This window comes from Paenibacillus sp. GM1FR (assembly GCF_002803315.1).
GTDB lineage: Bacteria > Bacillota > Bacilli > Paenibacillales > Paenibacillaceae > Paenibacillus > Paenibacillus amylolyticus.
Genome location: NZ_MKZL01000021.1, coordinates 13353 through 33499, shown reverse-complemented (window position 1 = coordinate 33499; position 20147 = coordinate 13353). Strand labels below are relative to the sequence as shown.

18 protein-coding genes are annotated in these 20147 nt (G+C 45.6%); all 18 read left to right on the top strand.

Translation table 11 applies throughout. The features are described 5' to 3' along the window. The first annotated feature begins 20 nt into the window (after window positions 1-20). The 18 genes from serS to PAEAM_RS15420 all read left to right on the top strand — a co-directional run bounded on the left by serS (window position 21) and on the right by PAEAM_RS15420 (window position 20146). Window positions 21-1319, top strand: a complete 1299-nt coding sequence (gene serS / locus PAEAM_RS15505; RefSeq protein WP_100528161.1) for a serine--tRNA ligase — start codon at window positions 21-23, stop codon at window positions 1317-1319. Window positions 1320-1592: 273 nt separating this feature from the next. Next, a complete protein-coding gene (locus PAEAM_RS15500; RefSeq protein WP_100528160.1) occupies window positions 1593-2699 on the top strand; it encodes an Ig-like domain-containing protein in 1107 nt (368 codons plus the stop codon). A 352-nt stretch (window positions 2700-3051) separates the two neighbouring features. Further along, a complete protein-coding gene (locus tag PAEAM_RS15495; protein WP_100528159.1) occupies window positions 3052-3603 on the top strand; it encodes a GrpB family protein in 552 nt (183 codons plus the stop codon). A 4-nt stretch (window positions 3604-3607) separates the two neighbouring features. Further along, window positions 3608-4015, top strand: coding sequence for a ribosomal maturation YjgA family protein (locus PAEAM_RS15490; RefSeq protein ID WP_100528158.1), 408 nt, complete (start codon window positions 3608-3610; stop codon window positions 4013-4015). A gap of 28 nt (window positions 4016-4043) precedes the next feature. Then, entirely contained in the window at window positions 4044-4601 is a 558-nt protein-coding gene (locus PAEAM_RS15485) for a GNAT family N-acetyltransferase (RefSeq protein ID WP_165789938.1), read from the top strand. 51 nt (window positions 4602-4652) lie between these two features. After that, window positions 4653-4982 (top strand): DUF952 domain-containing protein, encoded by a 330-nt coding sequence (locus tag PAEAM_RS15480; protein ID WP_036616752.1) that lies wholly within the window; start codon window positions 4653-4655, stop codon window positions 4980-4982. Window positions 4983-5049: 67 nt separating this feature from the next. Further along, the gene (locus tag PAEAM_RS15475; protein WP_100528156.1) at window positions 5050-5682 is read left to right on the top strand and encodes a DUF1572 family protein; all 633 of its coding nucleotides are present in this window, start codon (window positions 5050-5052) and stop codon (window positions 5680-5682) included. Continuing rightward, entirely contained in the window at window positions 5636-6226 is a 591-nt protein-coding gene (locus PAEAM_RS15470; RefSeq protein WP_100528155.1) for a histidine phosphatase family protein, read from the top strand. The genes PAEAM_RS15475 and PAEAM_RS15470 overlap by 47 nt, the downstream gene beginning before the upstream one ends. A 61-nt stretch (window positions 6227-6287) precedes the next feature. Beyond that, the gene (gene pxpB, locus PAEAM_RS15465) at window positions 6288-7004 is read left to right on the top strand and encodes a 5-oxoprolinase subunit PxpB (protein WP_100528154.1); all 717 of its coding nucleotides are present in this window, start codon (window positions 6288-6290) and stop codon (window positions 7002-7004) included. Continuing rightward, window positions 7001-8032 carry a 5-oxoprolinase subunit C family protein gene (locus PAEAM_RS15460; RefSeq protein ID WP_100528153.1) on the top strand — a complete coding sequence of 344 codons (1032 nt, stop codon included), beginning with the start codon at window positions 7001-7003 and terminating at the stop codon, window positions 8030-8032. Before pxpB ends, PAEAM_RS15460 begins: the two co-directional genes overlap by 4 nt. Then, window positions 8032-8805, top strand: coding sequence for a LamB/YcsF family protein (locus PAEAM_RS15455; RefSeq protein WP_100528152.1), 774 nt, complete (start codon window positions 8032-8034; stop codon window positions 8803-8805). The genes PAEAM_RS15460 and PAEAM_RS15455 overlap by 1 nt, the downstream gene beginning before the upstream one ends. Before the next feature lie 86 nt (window positions 8806-8891). Further along, window positions 8892-9350 (top strand): NUDIX domain-containing protein, encoded by a 459-nt coding sequence (locus tag PAEAM_RS15450; RefSeq protein WP_100528151.1) that lies wholly within the window; start codon window positions 8892-8894, stop codon window positions 9348-9350. 454 nt (window positions 9351-9804) lie between these two features. Beyond that, window positions 9805-10221: a pyridoxamine 5'-phosphate oxidase family protein gene (locus tag PAEAM_RS15445; RefSeq protein ID WP_074093246.1), complete on the top strand. Its 417-nt coding sequence runs from the start codon at window positions 9805-9807 to the stop codon at window positions 10219-10221. Between the two features lie 477 nt (window positions 10222-10698). Next, window positions 10699-12960 carry a bifunctional 2',3'-cyclic-nucleotide 2'-phosphodiesterase/3'-nucleotidase gene (locus tag PAEAM_RS15440; protein ID WP_100528150.1) on the top strand — a complete coding sequence of 754 codons (2262 nt, stop codon included), beginning with the start codon at window positions 10699-10701 and terminating at the stop codon, window positions 12958-12960. 214 nt (window positions 12961-13174) lie between these two features. Then, window positions 13175-14233, top strand: coding sequence for an EAL domain-containing protein (locus tag PAEAM_RS15435; protein ID WP_100528149.1), 1059 nt, complete (start codon window positions 13175-13177; stop codon window positions 14231-14233). Between the two features lie 172 nt (window positions 14234-14405). After that, window positions 14406-16499 (top strand): methyl-accepting chemotaxis protein, encoded by a 2094-nt coding sequence (locus PAEAM_RS15430; RefSeq protein WP_100528148.1) that lies wholly within the window; start codon window positions 14406-14408, stop codon window positions 16497-16499. A gap of 180 nt (window positions 16500-16679) precedes the next feature. Continuing rightward, window positions 16680-17972 carry an arsenic transporter gene (locus PAEAM_RS15425; protein ID WP_047840355.1) on the top strand — a complete coding sequence of 431 codons (1293 nt, stop codon included), beginning with the start codon at window positions 16680-16682 and terminating at the stop codon, window positions 17970-17972. Window positions 17973-18280: 308 nt separating this feature from the next. Beyond that, window positions 18281-20146 carry a BglG family transcription antiterminator gene (locus PAEAM_RS15420; protein WP_100528147.1) on the top strand — a complete coding sequence of 622 codons (1866 nt, stop codon included), beginning with the start codon at window positions 18281-18283 and terminating at the stop codon, window positions 20144-20146. Window position 20147: the final 1 nt, after the last annotated feature.

The following is a 20147-nucleotide window of genomic DNA, read 5'->3' as shown; positions in this document are numbered from 1 at the left end:
AGCCAAAGGAGACGGTGACCATGTTAGAAATGAAGTGGATTCGTGCACATGCAGAAGAGGTTCAGGCCGCAGCAGACGGGAAAAAAATCAAGATCAACATTCGCACATTGTTAGAGCGGGATGAGGAACGCAGGACACTTTTGCAGGAATCGGAAGAAGGTCGCAGGTTGCGCAATACGTTATCTGCTGATATTGGCAGACTCATGCAAGCCGGGAATCGGGAACAGGCCGAGGGTTTGCGGGCTAAGGTGAAACAGATCAATGAACAGTTGGAACAGGTGGAAGCGAGGCTCGCCCCTGTGCAGGAGGAAGTAACCAAGCTGCAATGGCTGGTACCCAATATCGTATCCCCGGATACCCCCAATGGCTCGTCGGACGCAGACAATGTAGAGCTGCGACGTTTGGGAGAGGTGCCAACGTTCGAGTATAACATCAAAGATCACGTGGAACTTGGGGAGTTGCATGATCTCATCGATATTCCCCGTGGAGTTAAGATTGGCGGTACGCGAAGCTATGTATTAAAAGGCGCTGGCCTGTTATTACATCGAGCAGTACAGCAACTTGCGCTTGATTTGCTGCTGAAGCACGGCTTCACACCGATGGAGGTTCCGCTGATGGTCAGGGAGGATGCGCTGGTGAACACCGGATTCTTCCCAACCGGTCGAGATCAGGTCTATGAACTCGAAGGGGAGAACAAGTGGCTGGTGGGAACTTCTGAAGTGCCGCTGGTCTCGTATTATGCGGATGAGATTGTTGATGTTCAAGAGCCTGTGAAGCTGGCTGCGGTATCGACGTGTTTCCGCAGTGAAGTTGGCTCCGGCGGACGGGATGTACGCGGATTGTATCGTGTGCACCAATTTGCCAAAGTTGAGCAGGTCATTCTCTGTGCCCCTGATGCAGAAGAATCGGAGCGCATGTTGCAAGAGATTACGGGACACGCCGAAGAATTGCTGCAATTACTGGAACTGCCGTATCGTGTTGTCGCTGTATGTACCGGAGATATGTCGCAGAAAACGTACAAACAGTATGACATCGAGACCTGGATGCCAAGCCGCGGTGCATATGGAGAAACGCATTCGTCGTCGAATCTGCATGATTTTCAGGCGCGCCGTTCGAATATTCGTTGCCTCGATGCCGAAGGCAAGTTGGTCTACTGTCACACCTTGAATAATACGGCGGTGGCATCGCCGCGTATCCTGATTCCTTTGCTTGAGAATCATCAGCAGGAGGATGGAAGCATTCGCATTCCGGCAGCCCTGCGGCCCTATATGGGCGGGGCCGAGAGCTTGATTTTGCCAGAGCAGGACGAAGTGAAGTAGAGAGGTTAGGTAACGCTTTAGTAATTCAAAAAGGGGATGTTCCACACGTCATGTTGTATGTGACGATGGACATCCCCTTTTAAACTGAAATAGTATTTACATAAACCAAGCTCCTACTATGTCGGGCTAAATTCAAAAGTTTTTATAACGATTACACGCTGATCTCATGAATTGTTCCAAGACTCTCACTCACGTTATTCAACTTTATGCAATTCGTATCCGATATAATATAATAGAAGTAAAATATTGGATTATGGGAGTTGGGAATTAAAAATGAATAGAATTAAACTGGCGCTTCGAGGCACATTTGCTCTAATTATTGCATTAACCGTACTGGTCCCTTCGTTGGCCTTGGCGGCTACTGGTGACGTGAAATCGATTGAAATAACCAATAGCAACCCGCAGAAAATGAGTGTCTCCGAAACAGCTGCGCTTCAGGTGATGGCAACGGTAGAAGGTTTTGATAACAAGCAGGATGTTACCCAAGGCGTGACTTGGTCCACCAGTAATGCAGCAGTCGCGACGATGGTGAAAGGCAAAGTCAAGGCTGTAGCCGCGGGCGAAGCAACGATTTTTGCAGAAGTAGACGGGTCTAAAGCCCAGTTGATTGTCCAAGTGCAGGAGAAGATCAAAAGCATTAAAGCTTCACCGAAATCCTACAGTTTTGTTAAAGGCAGTGAAAGCACCCTTCCGAAAGTAAGTATTACCCGTGCGAATGGTAAGGAAGAGGATGTGACGTCTGAGATTGTGTGGTCCGTATCCACTTCTTCGGCTGTGCTGGAAAACGGTAAAATCAAAGGGGTTACACCCGGCAGAGTATTGCTGCAAGGCAAATACGGAACAACGATTGTGAAAGTCCCTGTTGCTGTGACGGACGAAATTACCAAAGTCGAGGTTACCCCTGCCACAATGCAGCTGAACATCAAGAAGTCCAAAGCGTTGAAGGTTATCGGGACCTACGCGAACGGCAAAACCATTAACCTTTCGAAACAGGTCATATGGACCTCTTCCAATACAAATGTAGCTATCGTGAAAAATGGAGCAGTCAAGACGCTGACAGAAGGACAAGCCACCTTGACAGGAACTTATCAAAATCAGACAATAAAGGCAGAGGTTACCGTTGTACCTTTGCTTAAAAAGTTGATTACAGGCCAGAAAAAACTGGTTTTGTCCCCACAGGGAAGCACAACGCTGAGTGTGATGGCCCAGTATGATACGGGCAAGACCACTGTTGTGACCAACAGTGCGGTGTGGAGCAGCACAAAGCCGGGCGTAGCGACAGTAACAAATGGCAAGATCGTGGCTGTAGGCAAAGGTAAAACGTCCATAACGGCCAAGTGGGGCAACAAAAAAGTGACGATCCCTGTTACGGTAAAATAAATCTTCATATAATGAAGTACTTTGCATCAATTCAAAGATAAAATCAGTACATGACACGTTAAAATCATCAATAGCATCAAGGTAACAGACAACCAAGGGGCGTAGATATACGCTCCTTTTTTGGATATATAGAAATCAATATAAATTGAACTAAACATTTACAAAAAACGTAGAGGACAGAAAGGACCTGAAGAAGCGGAGCGTTCGCCTTTATCACCGGATTTCCCCTTTATAAAAGGAATCAAAAAAATCTGGGGATAACAGCGATCGGAAGGTTGTTCTGTCATCGGAGTATGCAGTGTAAATATCTTTAGTTCAATTTATATCGCGAGATTAAGGAGTGAGCATGTTAATGACAGATCCATTGCAACCGGAAAACTGGCCTGCCTGGGCGACAGAGTCGGTAGAGATTGCTTCGGCCAACCCCAATTGGGATGCGCAGGCTCAGGATGAAATCCGGCAACTCAAACGTTGTCTACAGCAGTTTAATATTCATCAATTCGAACATATCGGAAGCACGTCCATTCCAGGGTTACCCGCCAAGCCCATTATTGATCTGATGGCAGAGGTACAGTCATGGGATGACATGGATCTGATTGCGGATCAGCTGAATCCGTTGGGCTGGAACTACGTTCCGCCTGAACTGGATGGACGGGAGTACAGACGATTCTGGGTCAGGGTTAAGGATGGCAAGAGAGCTGTACACCTTCATCTGATGCGCCCGGGAGAAGAACGCTGGGATCGTCAAATTCGGTTTCGGGATGTGCTGAGAAAACGCCCAGATCTGGTGGAAGCTTACGCCGTCCTGAAGACAAAGCTTGCTGATGAGAACAAGGAAGATAGGGAATCGTATACCGCTGCCAAAACGCAATTTATTTTACAAGTGCTTGATGAAGGCGTGTGATTGATTGAAAAGCGTACTTATCAAAGACAGGCTGATCTATTTCTTCGCAGTCATGATGACCATGGCGGCAGGACTCGCATCCAGACACTTTGGTGATCGATTGCCTGATTGGGTGCATGAACATTTCGGAGATGCATGTTGGGCGGGCATGATTTATTTCGGAGTACGCATGGTGTGGCCTCATCGCAGCTTGGTATGGGCGATGTGTTTGAGCTGCGTATTCAGCTGGATGATTGAGTTCTCGCAGTTGATCCAGACGCCTTGGCTGATTGAGATACGCTCTACCGTATTAGGTGCTCTTATTTTGGGACATGGTTTTCTGGTGATTGATCTGATTCGATATACGGTCGGTATTCTGTGCATGGTTATGATAGATCGTTATTTCCTGAGAAATAAGATGGCTGGATCATGAACTCAAGTGAATCATGGAGGGGTGCTGTATGAATGTAGAAAAACTTTTTGCCGAATCGCCCGAATTCGAAACACAGCGGTTAAAGCTGAGGCGGCTTGCGATGGATGATCTCGATGAATATTATGCGTTTGCCTCTGATCCGCGAGTGAGTCAGCAAAGCTTGTGGAACTGCCATGAGACGGTGGAGGATTCAATTCAATATATTCAGCGGGTGCTGGATAATTATGAACGGAAAACGATACATATCTGGGCTTTTATTTTGAAGGAAACAGGGATCTTGATCGGGAGGGGTGGCATTTTTCATCTCAACGAACCCATGCAGAGTGCTGAACTAGGGTATGCGATAGCCAGCAGTCAATGGGGTAAGGGTCTCGCAGCAGAAGCGATGCAACCCATCGTGGATTATTGCTTTCAGGAATTGAACTGCAATCGGTTGGATGGGAAATGTAATGCAGGCAACATAGGCTCTGCACGTGTAATGGAGAAGCTGGGCATGTCGTACGAAGGTTTGTTACGCAAACAGTTGAAGATCAAAGGTGTATTTACGGATCAAAAATTGTACTCCCGTATCCGGGATGATCTATAATACTTCCAATGACTCATAGGGTACATCGCAGAAATTGAAGGAGGCAGAACCATGATCTATAGTATTATTTCCCGTTCGTTGTGGGAGCAAGTGTCAAAGGGGAGTGTGTATGCACCAGATAGCCTGGAGACGGACGGATTCATTCATTGTTCCACCAAGGAACAGATTCCATGGGTAGCCGGGCAATATTATGCAGGCCGCACGGATCTATTATTACTTAGTATTGATGAGAAGGCGTTAGAGCCAGAACTGGTGTATGAGGATCTCTACGAATTAAATGAACTATATCCACATATCTATGGAGAGCTCAATTTGGATGCGGTTCGCAAAGTCATTCCATTTGAACCGAATGCAGACGGTACGTTTTCATTTCCTGAATAAATAACATGTGACGCTTCTATTTGGACGTGATCTGGGGCATTATACTTTTTCGAAGGGTGGTTAACGGATGGATATGAATCAGGTTTTTCTGGAGACAGCCGAGAAGCAATTCTTGTATTACAAGCAGCTCGGGGAAAAAGCCATGGCACAACTGGATTCCGAGCAATTGTTTCAATCCTGGAATGAAGACGCGAACAGCATTGCGGTAATCGTAAAACATCTATGGGGCAATATGCTGTCCCGCTGGACGGATGTACTGACAACAGATGGTGAGAAACCGTGGCGTGAACGGGACGCCGAGTTCGTGAATGATATTTCGTCCCGGGAAGAGTTGCTCGCCAAATGGGAGGAAGGCTGGAATTGTCTACTCGAAGCCATTCGTTCGTTTACCCCGGAACAATTGTCTCATATCATATATATTCGGAATGAAGGTCATACCGTGATGGAGGCCATTATTCGGCAATTAGCACATTATCCGTATCATGTCGGGCAGATTGTATTTGCCGCAAAAATGCTCAAAGAAACAGCTTGGGACAGTCTCTCGATTCCGAGAAACGGGTCAGATCAATATAACGGCGGCAAATTTGCCAAGCCGAAGGCACGCAAACATTTTACAGAAGATGAACTTCATATAGAAAAAGGTGAAAGCAACAATGACTCAAATTGCATTGATTCGCCATGGAAGCACAGCGTGGAATAAGGAAAAACGTTCACAGGGACAGACGGATAATCCGCTGGATCAGGAAGGAAGGGAACAGGCGGTATTACTTGCCGCGAGACTGGCCGAAGAATCCTGGGATGCCATCTATGCAAGTGACTTGGAACGTGCAAGTGAGACGGCTCGCATCATTGGTGATCGCTTGGGTATTCAGGAGATTCATCTGGACCATAGACTTCGCGAGATGGGCGGAGGACAGGTCGAAGGAACAACGGAAGAGGAACGGTTAGCCAAGTGGGGAGCGGACTGGAGTACCCTGGATCTTGGACGGGAGCTTGCAGATGCAGGGACTGTTCGAGGCAGTGCGGTGCTTGAAGATATTGTACAGCAGCACCCCGATGGAAGAGTGATCGTTGTCAGTCACGGAGCCGTTCTGCGGAATACACTGCGAGGTCTGGTGCCTGAACTGGATATCAGTGTGAAGCTGTCCAACACATCCATTACCCGGATCGCCAAGAATGAGAATGTGTGGCAATGCGAACTGTACAATTGCAGCGTACATTTGGATTCGTCCAGGGAGTCTTAATAGATGGATGCTCTGACGTTAAAACGCTAGCAAATTTTGTGGACAAAAGGGGAAATGGCGCATGACCGAATTGACGTATTCATGGACGGAGGAGATTTTATCTCCGCTGGGTGAGACAGCGGTTATCATCCAGTGCGGGGATCAATTGTCTGACGCTGTGCAGCGCAGAGTGATGTCTGTATGTGCTTTGCTGGAAAAAAGCACTTTGCCAGCCATGATCGAATGGGTGCCTACATATACGTCCGTTACAGTATTTTATAATCCGTTCATCTCCTCTTACCCAGAGTTATGCCGGATTCTGCTTCAGCAGTTGAATCAAATGAAGGAATCCGTACAATACAAACCCAGAACGGTCACGATTCCCGTATGTTATGGTGGCGAGTGGGGCCCTGATCTGGACTACGTTGCCAGTGAACATGGACTGACCGCAGAGGACGTTATCGCGATTCATACATCCGGGGATTATCTCGTACATATGATTGGATTTGCACCGGGTTTTCCGTATCTCGGCGGGTTGTCTGAACAGATTGCTACCCCCAGACGGGTGACGCCAAGGCTTCGGGTTGAGGCGGGCACAGTAGGTATCGGTGGCAAACAGACAGGAATCTATCCAGTGGACACACCCGGGGGATGGCAATGTATTGGACAAACGCCACTCCGGTTGTTTCGGCCGGAAGAGAACGTACCAAGTTTGCTGGCAGCAGGTGATCGGGTTCGATTTGAACAGATTACGATGCAGGAGTATCTGGCGTTGAAGCAGAAGGAGGGCGAACGATGAGTATTGAAGTGATTCGCCCTGGCCTGTTATCTACCGTTCAGGATGAAGGCAGAACCAGTTATCGCCGGTATGGTATTCATCCTGGCGGGGTCATGGACACCTTTGCAGCCAGAGCAGCCAATATGCTTGTGGGCAACTCCCGTCATGCGGCAGTGCTGGAGATGACGATGACGGGGCCGGAGCTTCGATTTCAGGAGAGCCAGCTAGTCTCATTATGTGGAGCCGATCTGACGGCAACGGTGGATCATCTGCCTGTACCTTTGTGGCGTCCTGTGCTGGTGCGGGCTGGAAGTGTACTGAAATTTGGCCCATGTCGTCATGGTTTGCGTGGATATCTGGCGATTGCGGGTGGAATAGCTGTGCCTGAAGTGATGGGCAGTCGAAGTACAGACCTCAAGACAGGTCTTGGCGGTATGGATGGGCGAGCCTTGCGCGTGGGGGATCTGTTGTCCAATGGTGAACTTTCTGTCGAAGCGCAAGGTTGGATGCAGCGTATGGAGCAGCAGGTAAAGGAGAGTGAGCGGGACCACCGAATATTGGCGCCTGCGTGGCTTTTATCTGAACGTGAAAGACCTGACTATTATGGGCAACCTGTTATTCGTGTGATGGAGAGCAAAGATAGTTCGCTGTTCAGCGAGAGGAGTCTGGGACAATTCTATGCCGAAAAATACGTGATTTCTTCGCAATCCGATCGGATGGGCTATCGCTTGCAAGGCTCCAGACTGGAGCTGGATCAGCCTCTGGATCGGCTGTCTGAAGCCGTTACCTATGGCACGGTGCAGGTGCCACCGGATGGTCAGCCCATCATCTTGATGGCAGATCATCAGACGATTGGAGGTTATCCTGTCATTGCACAGGTAGCTCGGGTGGATATGCCAATCCTGGCTCAGGCTAGGCCAGGAACCCGAATTTCTTTTAAAAAGATTACGCATGATCAAGCCGGACAGTTGTATATGGAACAGGAAATCAGTATGCAGTTCATGGATAAGTTGATACGCAGAAGAATGGCAGGAATGGGGGGCACTTAATGAATACCTCGAAAACCTTGGATATCAATTGTGATTTGGGCGAAAGTTATGGTATATATCGCACGCTATCCGATGAGTCCATTCTACCCTTGATTACATCAGCCAATATTGCCTGCGGGTTTCATGCAGGAGACCCGGCTACAATGCGGCTGACGGTAGAGAGGGCATTGGAGCATCAGGTGGCAATTGGAGCCCACCCCGGGTTGCCGGATTTGCAAGGGTTTGGCAGAAGACGTATGGACATTACGCTACGGGAAGCATATGACATGGTGGTGTATCAGATTGGTGCGCTGGATGCCTTTGTCCGGGCAAGCGGAGGGCGAATGCATCACGTAAAACCACATGGTGCCTTATACAATATGGCCGCAGAAGATGCGAAGCTTGCTGAAGCCATCACCAAGGCGATCTATCAAGTACAGCCTGAACTGTATCTGTATGGTCTGGCGGGCAGTGAGCTGATTCATGCCGCGGATCGCATCGGTCTGCGTAGTGTGAGCGAAGTGTTTGCGGATCGAACCTATGGGACGGACGGAAAGTTAACTCCTCGCAGCCAAGCTGGAGCCCTCATTGAAGAATCGGGACAAGCGATTGCTCAAGTGCTTCGGATGGTGAAAGACGGCGTGGTTGTATCCACGGATGGTACGTTGGTTCCCATTAAGGCAGAGACGGTCTGTATCCATGGTGACGGAGCATATGCTCTCGCATTTGCTCAAGAGATTCGTCGTGTGTTGGAATCGGAAGGCATTAAGTTATCCGCTCATACCACGGGATGATACGAATGTTCAGCAGAACAATAGTAGTATCAGGTTGTTCGGATTGAACTTTGAAATTTTAGAATGACAAGGAGTGGATCAACAGAATGAAACCCATACGCAACTCGGCAAAAGCTGTCATTGTGCAGGATGGACGATTGCTGGTCATCCGGCTGGAAGACCAATATGGTACCGCTTATGTGTTCCCAGGTGGAGGACAGGAGAAAGGTGAAGAACTCAAGGATGCGGTCGCGCGTGAATGTTTGGAGGAGATTGGTCAGGCCGTGAACGTGGGAGAGCTGTTACATATCCGGGAGTATATCGGAAAAAATCATGAATTCGCCGAGTGGGATGCAGACATCCACCAGGTTGAATTTTATTTTGCGTGCAGCCTGATAGATCCCGCTGCAACTATTTTTGAAGGCTCCAATCCAGACGACCACCAAGTCGCTGTGGAATGGATTGCACTTGAAGACCTGTCCAACATTCGTTTATATCCAAAAACAATTGGCGAATTGCTTCTTAAATCAGGCTCTTCTTCAATCTATCTTGGAGATCTGAATTAAATTAGCCATGAAGAAATATCGTGCTAACCCCTTTATGTAAACATTTTTATAAAGAACTTTTCCAATTTTGTCACGTTAGCGTATCGGTTCATGGATTCACCATAGGTGAGGTGGGTACACTATAAGTACAGGCTTATTACAAAAGCATTTGCATTAAGCTGTCTCTAGTAATAAGGGATTAATGAACTGTCATTAAACACAAAGAGATAGTAACAACTACACTTCTCTTGTACTTTTTATTATTCACCCTTAATTGGAAGAACGGTAGACGTAGTGTAGGGGACGGAATCGATTCTGAGGAAGCAAAGCGTTCGCCTTTATCAACGGATTTTCCCTTTGAGAAAAGGGAATCAAAAAAATCCGGGGATAACAGCGATCCAAAGAACGATCCGTACCCGCAACGGCCGCCTACAACGTTCTTCAAATACCCCCAAAACCGAAAGGAGCACTTCCCATGAACCAGACTGAATTGGAACAAAACATTGTAAAAGCATTGGAAAACAACCCTTTTTGCAGCTTCTCCACTGTGGAGAATGGTAAACCAAAATCCCGCTATATGGCGCTTTTCAACGATGGACTGAACATTCATCTGGCAACGAACCGCCGTACACACAAAGTAGAGGAACTGGAGAATAATCCGAATGTTAGCCTGCTACTTGGTTATGAAGCTGGTGGTTCCAAGGAAGTAGTTGAGATCGAAGGAACCTGTGAAGTAACGAAGAACGAAGGCTTGCGTGAGCAAGTGTGGAACGACGAACTGAAGGCGTGGTTCGATGGACCTAATGATCCTAACTACGTCATTCTGGACATTACCCCGACTCGTATTGAATACACGGGGAAAGATCATGAACATCATGTGTGGGAACAATAATCCGAATATGAACATAACCTCTGCAAAGTAGCGTCCTTATGCGAAAATACGCGCAGAGTTTAATCCAACCGTGAAAGCCATTAAGGTTTCACGGTTTTTGGTATGGATGAATAACGCTGAATTGGATATACATGTAAGACACATGTAATATACGTATTTTAAAGATAATAAGCACTAAATACCTACTAAAATGTTGAAAAAATTGTCGAAATCACGCATGATAATGTAAACTTACCTAGGTATGTGCGGGTAATGTAAAAAATAATGCTTTTCAATGACTGAACATTGCGTTATGATTTGGAATGTAAACGACAAGCACAGACATAAATAGATGTTCATGTGAGATAAACTTACCTGAAATTCCGATGCATGTCATCAGAGCGTCAGTACGCACAACCCATGAAATCTATCTTTTTTCTGCGCTCTTCGTTTGCCCATTAATGCATGATTCAATGTACATAACCGGGAGGGGTTATTTTGAAAACGAGTAAAAAAGTATTATCAAGCCTGACTGCCGCTTTGGTTGCATTAAACGTGCTTGCGGTGTTTCCGGTACCTGTATCGGCTGCAGATGCTGCCAAAGTTAAACTGCGGATCATGGAAACCACAGACATTCATACCAACCTGGTTAACTATGACTACTATTCCGACAAAGAGACAGACCAGTATGGACTCGCCAAAACAGCTACACTGATTAAGAAAGCCCGTGACGAGGCGAAGAACAGCCTGCTGTTTGATAATGGGGATCTGATTCAGGGGAATCCGCTGGGAGACTACTCTGCGAAAATTGATCCACTGAAAAAGGGTGAGACTCACCCTGTATATAAAGCGATGAATCTGCTCGATTATGATGCAGGTAACATCGGTAACCATGAATTCAACTATGGTCTGGACTTCTTGGACATGACGCTGGAGGGAGCAAACTTCCCTTACATTAATGCCAATGTCTATGTAGACGATGGTGATGATGATGAGACAAATGACAAGAACTATTTCACACCATATGAGATTTTGGATAAAAAAGTAACGGATGAGACTGGCAAAGAACATACGATCAAAGTAGGTGTGATCGGATTTGTACCGCCACAAATCATGCAATGGGATAGCGCTAACCTTGAAGGCAAAGTAATCGCCAAGGATATTATTGCTACCGCGAAAAAATTCATTCCTGAAATGAAAGCCAAAGGTGCCGACATTATTGTAGCTATCCCTCACTCCGGATTTGAGGAAATTCCTCAAACAGATCTGATGGAGAACTCCGTACTGTACCTGAGCCAGGTAGAAGGCATTAATGCCATTCTGTTTGGACATGCCCACAAAGTGTTCCCAAGTGCTGATTTTGCCGGCAAAAAAGGGGTAGACCTGGAGAAGGGCACCATTAACGGCGTTCCTGCTGTAGAGCCAGGATTCTGGGGGGATCACCTGGGGATTATTGATCTGGATCTAGAACAAGTGGATGGCAAATGGAAAGTGGTCGATTCCAAAACGGAAGCACGCCCAATCTATGACACAGCCAACAAAAAACCACTGGTAGAGGCTGATCAGGACATCATTGATGCGGTTCATGAAGAGCATGAAGGTACATTGGAGTATGTTCGTGGTCCGGTGGGCGAAACGACTGCACCCATCAACAGCTTCTTCGCTCTGGTTCAGGATGATCCATCCATTCAGATCGTAACGAATGCACAGAAATGGTATGTCGAAAAACATATGCAAGGTACGGAATATGAGAAAATCCCTGTATTGTCCGCAGGTGCACCGTTCAAAGCCGGTGGACGTTCAGGCGCTTCGTATTACACGAATATTCCTAAAGGCACCATTGCCATCAAAAACGTTGCTGACCTGTACGTGTATCCAAATACGGTACATGCTGTAATGGTTAACGGCGCAGAACTGAAAGAATGGCTGGAATGGTCTGCAGGCCAGTTCAACCAGATCGACCCGGCTAAAGGTGGACAGCAACAACTGATCAACAATGACTTCCCAACGTACAACTTCGATGTTATCGATGGTGTAACGTATCAGATTGATGTGACACAACCAGCCAAGTATGACGGCAAAGCAACCGTTGTAAATGCATCGGCAAGCCGGATCAAGGATCTGAGTTTTAACGGTAAACCGATTGACCCAGCGCAAAAATTCATCGTAGCGACGAATAACTACCGTGCTTCTTCATCCAAGCTGGCTAACCCGGACGGTAAACGTATCGTTCTGGCTGCACCGGATGAGAACCGTCAAGTGATCATCGACTACATCCGTGAGAATAAAACGATTAATCCGGCAGCGGACGGCAACTGGTCCCTGGCACCAATTAAGCCATCTGCTGGGTTAACCGCAGCAGCGCTGAACGATCTTGAAGTTGTGTTTGCTTCTTCCCCGGATGCAAAAGATCTGGTTGAAGCAAACCCGGCGATGTCTTTCATTGGTACAAATGATGATGGTTTTGCTGAATACGGTATGAAATTAACTGGAGAAGCAACAACAACTCCGAAACCAGGTACGGAGCCTGCTCCTACGCCTACAAAGCCAACTAAACCTACGGAGCCGACTACTCCAACCAAACCACAGCCTGAGAAACCAGCGGGCGGCAAAGTGGTATATGTAGTGAAAAAAGGCGATAACTTGTACCGTATCGGCTTAAAATATGGTGTGGACTGGCGCAAGCTTGCGACAGCTAACCAAATCTCAAATGTGCATAACTTGAAAGTTGGACAGAAAATTGTGATTCCCGCTTCTTAAAGTTTAATAAGCTGAGGAGGAGACCGACAGTCATCAGACTGTCGGTCTTTTTTTCTGCAAATTTGAATATATTTGTTCCAAGAACCGTCATACAGGAAGTCATCAAAACAGTAGAGATTAATTTTAAGACCCATGATATAATATTTACAAACTTTGGGTATATACAAGTGAACATTAATGGACATGGAATCTAAATTGGCAAGGGGGGTCCTACATGAATTGCAGTGGCTGCAGTCCAATCTATGCTATAGAGGGCCAAGGTACCTTGTACTTGCGTCCCATTTCCCCCGCTTTGCTGGAAGCGCTACAAACGCCGGGAAGACTTATCGAGACGTCGGATGACATGATGTGGATGGATTTTTCGAATCTTGAGACGGTTCAGAATTTAATAAAAGAGATCGGCGAAATTGATCCGACATTACGTGATTCCCTAACCGTGCAGATTATGCCTATTTACGAACAGGTTAATGAAGAAAGCTGGATTAGTCTAACGATGCAGGAGTCCCGTTTCAAACATGCGGAGCTTGTTTCCATTATTCTGGAGCATCAATTCAGCAGTCATATGCAACCCATCGTTGATGCATCGGAGCAGATTATCGGATATGAGTTTTTGCTTCGTCCTGCTGAGAATGGAAAATCTTTCAGTTCCTATGAATTATTTGAAGTTGCGCGTGAGACCGGACTACATTCTTTTCTGGATCGATTGGCGCGTATTACTGCTATTGAGACCAGTGCTCTTTTTCTACCGCATGGTGTCAAACGCTTCGTAAATTTCCTGCCTTCCTCCATATACAATCCCGAATATTGTCTGACACATACGTTTGAAGCGATTGAACGCCTTTCGCTGGACCCCAAAGATTTTGTGTTTGAAGTCGTGGAAACAGAGCAGATTCATCATATGCCCATCTTGCAGCAAATATTTGAGGTATATCGTTCCCGTGGAATGTCGGTTGCGCTGGATGATGTGGGTGCCGGATATTCGACAATAGAGCTGATGAATCGGTTAGAACCGGATTTTGTCAAAATAGATCGAAGTCTTATTGACCGTTGTGATCAGGATTCGACCAAACAAGAGAAAATTCTTCACATTGTTGAGATGTCGAGTCGATTTGGAGGGCAAGTCCTTGCCGAGGGGATCGAACGGATGGAAGAGTTTGAATTCTGTCGTTCCATAGGTATTGAGCTTGCACAGGGCTACTATTTTGGTAAACCCTCGGCACAACCCCCAGGCGGTCCGTACTCTAATACTTCATCTATTTCATGGAATAATTAGTAACCTGTACCTTGTACAAGTCGCTTCTGATCAGAGGTGGCTTGTTTGGCGTGCCTGCACATTTTTCTCTCAAATAAATACCCTCATTTAGCCGATATATAAGATAAGCCTTTAGATTGATCCATACATACAAAGAAAGAGGGCATTTTTACATTTTGAGGGGGAGAAATACATGAGTGAAACTCAGGATAATAAACCAATGAAAGCAGCGAAAACTGCCAAACCAAAACATAGTCAAAATAAAAAGAAGAAAAAGAAAGGTTTCGTCTGGAATATAAGGAACAAACTATTGGTCTCCTTCCTGGCCGTTCTACTCCTGCCAAGCTTGGCAGTCGGCTTAATCACACTAACGATGGCTGAAGATGGCGTACAAGGACAATTAGTGGATAGTGCCATGCAAAGTGTGAGCACTGCCAATACCATTGTAGAAAGCCAAGTGAATTACAAGATTCATGACATTAACTATTTCGCGGATGCTCTTGATCCGAGCCTGATCAAAGGGGAGAACGATAGTCCCGAGCTTCAGTTGAAGCTGGAGCAATATCTGGGCTTGCATCCCGATGCCATGAATATTTTTGTAGGAACAACAGACGGAGTTATGGTTCGAGGTAAACCAACAGCGAGCAGCACACGGGGAGATGCTTATGATCCTAGGGAGCGGGAATGGTACAAACTAGCGATGGAAAAACCAGGTACAGCTGTTGTATCAGCGGTGTCTGTTAATACCGATGGTGTTGCCGTTGTGTTTATCTCCAAAACATTAAAGGATCAATCCGGTGTCATCGGGTTATCTCTGGACCTGACAGACCTGCAAGAGCAGGCATCCATTAAGGTGGGTAAAGAAGGCTACGTCATTATTATGGATGCAAACAAAAACTATGTTGTATCCCCTGTAGCAGATGCAGGTACGCCGGAAACGAGTGGCTTGCTGGATGAGATGTATGAAGGTCCAGAAGGTCAATTCGATTACGTGTTCAACGATCAGCCGAAGATGATGATTTTTTCAACAAATGAAGCAACAGGCTGGAAAATTGCAGGCACGATGCTCAAGAGTGAAGTAACTAATGCAAGTAAGGATATTCGCATGGCCACATTTATTGTTATTCTGGCGGCTACGTTCCTTACACTCCTCTTTATTATCTGGTTTACACGCTCCATGCTGCGTCCAATTAAACGACTGCAGGAATCTGCCAGAGCCGTGAGTAAAGGTGACTTGACCGTGAAAATGGAAACAGGGCGTAAAGATGAAGTCGGAGAACTGGCGAAGTATTTTGAACGTATGGTCGATAACCTGCGGATGATGATTCTGGGCGTACAGGAAACGACAGAGCAGGTATCTGCTTCTTCTCAAGAGTTGTCTGCCAGTGCAGAACAAACTACCAAAGCGATTGAACATTCAACACTGGCCATTCAGGAACTGGCTGAAGGTGCAGAACAGCAGGTAAACAGCGTGAAAGACGGATCGGGACAGATGAGCCGAATGGCAGAAGATGTTCGAATGATGTCGGAGCGTGTACAGTCGATTACGGCGAATATGCGGCATACGTCCGGAGCGGCTTCGTCTGGGAATGAGGCAGCAGGACAGGCTGTGGAGCAGATGAACAGTATCCAGGAAACGGTGGAGCAGCTTGGGACGGTGGTTCAATCTCTGAATGCACGTTCCGTTGAGATTGGTAGCATGGTTGATGTCATTGCATCCATCTCCAAACAAACAAACTTGCTCGCATTAAATGCTTCTATTGAAGCGGCAAGAGCGGGGGATGCGGGTCGTGGGTTTGCAGTTGTAGCTGGTGAGGTTCGTAAACTGGCAGAAGAATCCGGAAGTTCGGCAGCGCAGATTGGTGAGGTGGTTCATAATATCCGTCAGGACATGGATGCCGCTCTAATCGCTATGAATGCGGCTCAGACTCGGGTAGGAGAAGGAATTCAGGCCGTGAATACGTCAGGACAATCCTTTGCTCAGATTCGGGAGGCGGTGGAAGATGCTGTTCATACATTGGATGACTTGTCCGCAACAACGAAGCAACTGGAGAGCGGTGCATCCCACGTTGCCAAGGCGATGAGTGATATTTCGAATGTGACCCAGGAATCGGCTGCGAATACAGAATCCGTGTCGGCATCTTCGCAAGAACAACTGGCATCGGTAGAAGAGATTGCATCCTCCTCGGCACATCTGAATAGCATGGCGGAACAATTACAAGGACTGCTTGGCATGTTCAAGATGGTGGAGGATACACCGAAGGATAAGGGTAACGATAAATCCTAACATTGGAACACCATAACTTACCACACATTTTATATTAAAAGAAAATAAAGATAGACAATATTCTTGTTGCCCTGTATAAATATATCGTCTGGTCATTCCGCGCATAGAGCGGTGTAATCTTACAGTATAAGATCGAATTAACGAAATAATATATTGATACAGGGTACAGCAGGAGGCTCTATGGTATACGTAGCAATACTGATTTTTGTAGTAACGATCACCTTGGTGATCTGGCAACCTCGTGGATTGGGTATCGGTTGGACTGCCTCTGGTGGGGCATTGCTTGCTCTGCTATGTGGAGTTGTCAGCTTAAACGATGCCTCGGATGTAGCATCCATTGTATGGAATGCAACGCTGGCCTTTGTTGGCATTATTATGATTTCTCTCATTCTCGACGAGACGGGTTTCTTCGAATGGGCTGCCCTTCATATGGCAAGGCTGGCTGGAGGAGACGGTCGCAGACTGTTCTTCTACTCCATTCTGCTGGGAGCCGCGGTGTCTGCCTTGTTCGCGAATGACGGTGCCGCGCTCATTCTGACGCCAATTGTGCTGGCAATGGTGCGTGCATTGAAGTTTGATGAGCGCATGGTGTTGGCTTTTGTGATGGCGAGTGGGTTTATCGCCGATACCACGTCGTTACCGCTGGTCGTCAGCAATCTGGTTAACATTGTTTCGGCCGATTTCTTTGGCATTACATTTGTGGAGTATGCGGTACGAATGGTTGTGCCCAATCTGTTCTCAATCGTAGCGAGTACGGGGATGTTGTTTTTGTTTTATCGCAAAAGCATACCCCTTCGCTACGACATCTCCGCGGCACGTGACCCGAAGGAAGCAATACGTGATCCACGGATGTTCCGAATCGCTTGGTTCATGCTTGGGCTGTTATTGGTTGCCTATGCATCCAGTGAGTTTCTGCCGATTCCCGTGTCGGTTATCGTTGGCTCTGTTGCGTTGCTGTTCGCTTTGTTGGCACGCAAGAGCGAGGCTGTTGATCTGAAACGGGTAATCAAGGAAGCGCCATGGTCGATTGTGGTGTTCTCGGTGGGCATGTATATCGTCGTATATGGACTGCGTAATGCGGGGTTAACGGATCATCTGAGCCGCTGGCTGGATGCCATAGCAGAGCATGGTCTGCTGGCTGCTTCGCTCGGGATGGGCATCATCGCTGCTGTATTATCATCGGTGATGAACAACCTGCCGACCGTGTTGATTAACCTGCTAGCCATCCAGGGTGCACATACTGAAGGTATTATTCAGGAAGCATTGATCTATGCCAATGTCATTGGTTCCGACCTGGGTCCCAAAATGACCCCGATTGGATCACTTGCCACATTGCTGTGGCTGCATGTGTTGTCCCGCAAAGGTGTGAAGATCACATGGGGGTATTATTTCAAAGCAGGCATCATCCTGACGATCCCGACATTGTTAATTACGTTGGCCGGATTGGCGCTGTGGCTCTGGATTTTAGGTTAGTACAATCGTAATTACATTTGGAACCAGAACAAACCGTTAAGGGCCTAGTGTAGGTAGTGTTTGTAGGGATCGCGTTTATTGTCATGGATGTAGTGGTACTATACACACAAACCAACCTTTTTAGAAGGTTGGTTTTTTTGTGTTCTGTTTTCCTTCCCAAACGATTCTTAAATAGAATACTAACTTAGAATTTTAAAAAAGTGGGTATCATAAACGAATACACGATCACTTCCTAACTATTAGGAAAGAGTATAGGCTTGGTGGATATAAAGCGCTTGCATTAGTATGTGTGTAAGGAGGAAAGCCAAATGAGAAAACGTTACATTAAGCTATTAGAGCATTTAAAACAATCTGAGCATGATTTTGTGAGTGGAAGCGAATTAGCTAATCTATTTGATGTAACGACTAGAACGATTCGCAATGACATCAAAGAAATGAATGAAAATTATTTAGATAAAGCAATGATTATTGGCAATACTCGCAAAGGATACAAGTTAGTCGGGGATTTATCCAGCCTGTATAAAAATGAAGATGATGACGAAGAAAGAGCGTTTCATATTATCAAAGCACTGTTATCGCAGACTGATTTTATTACGTATGAGGATCTGGCTAGAACGCTTTATTTTTCGACTCAAACGATCCGTAAAGACGTGCAAAAATTAGTGCAAACGATTCAAGCAGAAAAGCAGAACATCGAAATTGAAGCGATTATTTTCCAAGGTATCCGGCTTAAAGGAAGCGAAGTTGAGAAACGGATTTTGCTCAAAAAACTAGTCACTACCGATTGTCTCAAACACATGCCGATAGACGAAGCACTGCAATACTATTTTGGCGATTGGTTCAACGAATCTTCTATTCATTTTATCTACGCTTGTATTGAAGAAGAGGTTGCCAAGTATCATTTATTGCTAAGTTTTCAAGAATTATTCTCGATCTGTGTGAATGTTTTGATCAGTCTTAAACGAGTAAGTCTTGCACAAAAAATAACTGAACAGGATATGAGGTTGGATCATACAAGCTTTGAAGAATTAAAAATAGCCCAATCTATTCTGATCCGTCTGGCTCCAGAAATGGATATCCCTTTTGATGAATATGAGTATCAGTATTTAGGTTACCTGCTGATCGCATTGCAGATCTTACCTAAAAAAAATGAAGAAATCGGGCATGAACACGTGAATGAAATGGAACAAAAAATCAAATCAGTGATCCAAAAAGTTGGAGAGCAATATGGATTCATCAGCTACAAAAACCAAGAGTTACTTGATCGATTATTAGCTCATATTACCAAATCATTATACCCATTAAAGTATTATTTCCCTGTCGAAAATCCTTTTATTGCTCAAATAAAATCAGAATATACCAATGCTTATAATGTCGCAGTTGTGTTGGCAAAAGAATTGCAATTTTGCTTAAATATCAAAATACCCGAAAATGAAATCGGTTACTTGACGTTACACATTATGGGCATTATTGAGAACTCTCAAGATAACAGAAAACGGATTGCAATTATTTATGGCAAAAATCTATTAGTCGGCAAGTTATTGGAGCGTAAGATTAATCTCTATTTTCCGAATATTAGAATCGATAGTCTATTAGCTAATCATGAAATACATCTTCTTCCCGAAGGAATTGAAACGATTATCACAACGAGCGAGATTGCGGAACAACAGCAGTTAAATGTACAAAATATCATTCTGGTAAGTGAAATGATTACAAGTGATGATATGAAGAATATTTCGATTCAGTTAAATCGTGGACTACTCAAATATTATTTATCACCAGATGATGTTTTTTTCCTAAATGAAGACAATCCAATTGATTTGTTAAAAAAACTTACAGAACTAGGCGATATTCAGCATTTATATACCAGTATTGTGGAAAGAGAAAAAATGTCGAGTACCAATATTGGGAATTTGGTCGCGATGCCTCATCCATTTGATTGTGGAGATAACAAAAAACTACGTGTACTGGTAGCGATTAATAAGCAGAAAATGCTATGGGGTGATCAGATGGCGCAGATTATTTTTCTGTTTATTCCGCCGAAAAATCAGAAGGTGAATAACACCAAATTTTTTGAAGAAATTTACGATGTGTTTAAACAGACCAATATGACAGAAAAACTACTCCATATCACCAATTACGATGAATTTTTGGAAGTCTGGTCTTCCAAATAAA

Bases quoted from the DNA above. Each gene is read 5' to 3' on its own strand.
- PAEAM_RS15470 (WP_100528155.1), top strand. From the start codon at position 5,636: ATGACTCAAATTGCATTGATTCGCCATGGAAGCACAGCGTGGAATAAG.
- PAEAM_RS15420 (WP_100528147.1), top strand. From the start codon at position 18,281: ATGAGAAAACGTTACATTAAGCTATTAGAGCATTTAAAACAATCTGAG.
- PAEAM_RS15495 (WP_100528159.1), top strand. From the start codon at position 3,052: ATGACAGATCCATTGCAACCGGAAAACTGGCCTGCCTGGGCGACAGAG.
- PAEAM_RS15485 (WP_165789938.1), top strand. From the start codon at position 4,044: ATGAATGTAGAAAAACTTTTTGCCGAATCGCCCGAATTCGAAACACAG.
- PAEAM_RS15500 (WP_100528160.1), top strand. From the start codon at position 1,593: ATGAATAGAATTAAACTGGCGCTTCGAGGCACATTTGCTCTAATTATT.
- PAEAM_RS15480 (WP_036616752.1), top strand. From the start codon at position 4,653: ATGATCTATAGTATTATTTCCCGTTCGTTGTGGGAGCAAGTGTCAAAG.
- pxpB (WP_100528154.1), top strand. From the start codon at position 6,288: ATGACCGAATTGACGTATTCATGGACGGAGGAGATTTTATCTCCGCTG.
- PAEAM_RS15425 (WP_047840355.1), top strand. From the start codon at position 16,680: ATGGTATACGTAGCAATACTGATTTTTGTAGTAACGATCACCTTGGTG.
- PAEAM_RS15460 (WP_100528153.1), top strand. From the start codon at position 7,001: ATGAGTATTGAAGTGATTCGCCCTGGCCTGTTATCTACCGTTCAGGAT.
- PAEAM_RS15455 (WP_100528152.1), top strand. From the start codon at position 8,032: ATGAATACCTCGAAAACCTTGGATATCAATTGTGATTTGGGCGAAAGT.
- PAEAM_RS15435 (WP_100528149.1), top strand. From the start codon at position 13,175: ATGAATTGCAGTGGCTGCAGTCCAATCTATGCTATAGAGGGCCAAGGT.
- PAEAM_RS15445 (WP_074093246.1), top strand. From the start codon at position 9,805: ATGAACCAGACTGAATTGGAACAAAACATTGTAAAAGCATTGGAAAAC.
- PAEAM_RS15430 (WP_100528148.1), top strand. From the start codon at position 14,406: ATGAGTGAAACTCAGGATAATAAACCAATGAAAGCAGCGAAAACTGCC.
- PAEAM_RS15450 (WP_100528151.1), top strand. From the start codon at position 8,892: ATGAAACCCATACGCAACTCGGCAAAAGCTGTCATTGTGCAGGATGGA.
- serS (WP_100528161.1), top strand. From the start codon at position 21: ATGTTAGAAATGAAGTGGATTCGTGCACATGCAGAAGAGGTTCAGGCC.
- PAEAM_RS15475 (WP_100528156.1), top strand. From the start codon at position 5,050: ATGGATATGAATCAGGTTTTTCTGGAGACAGCCGAGAAGCAATTCTTG.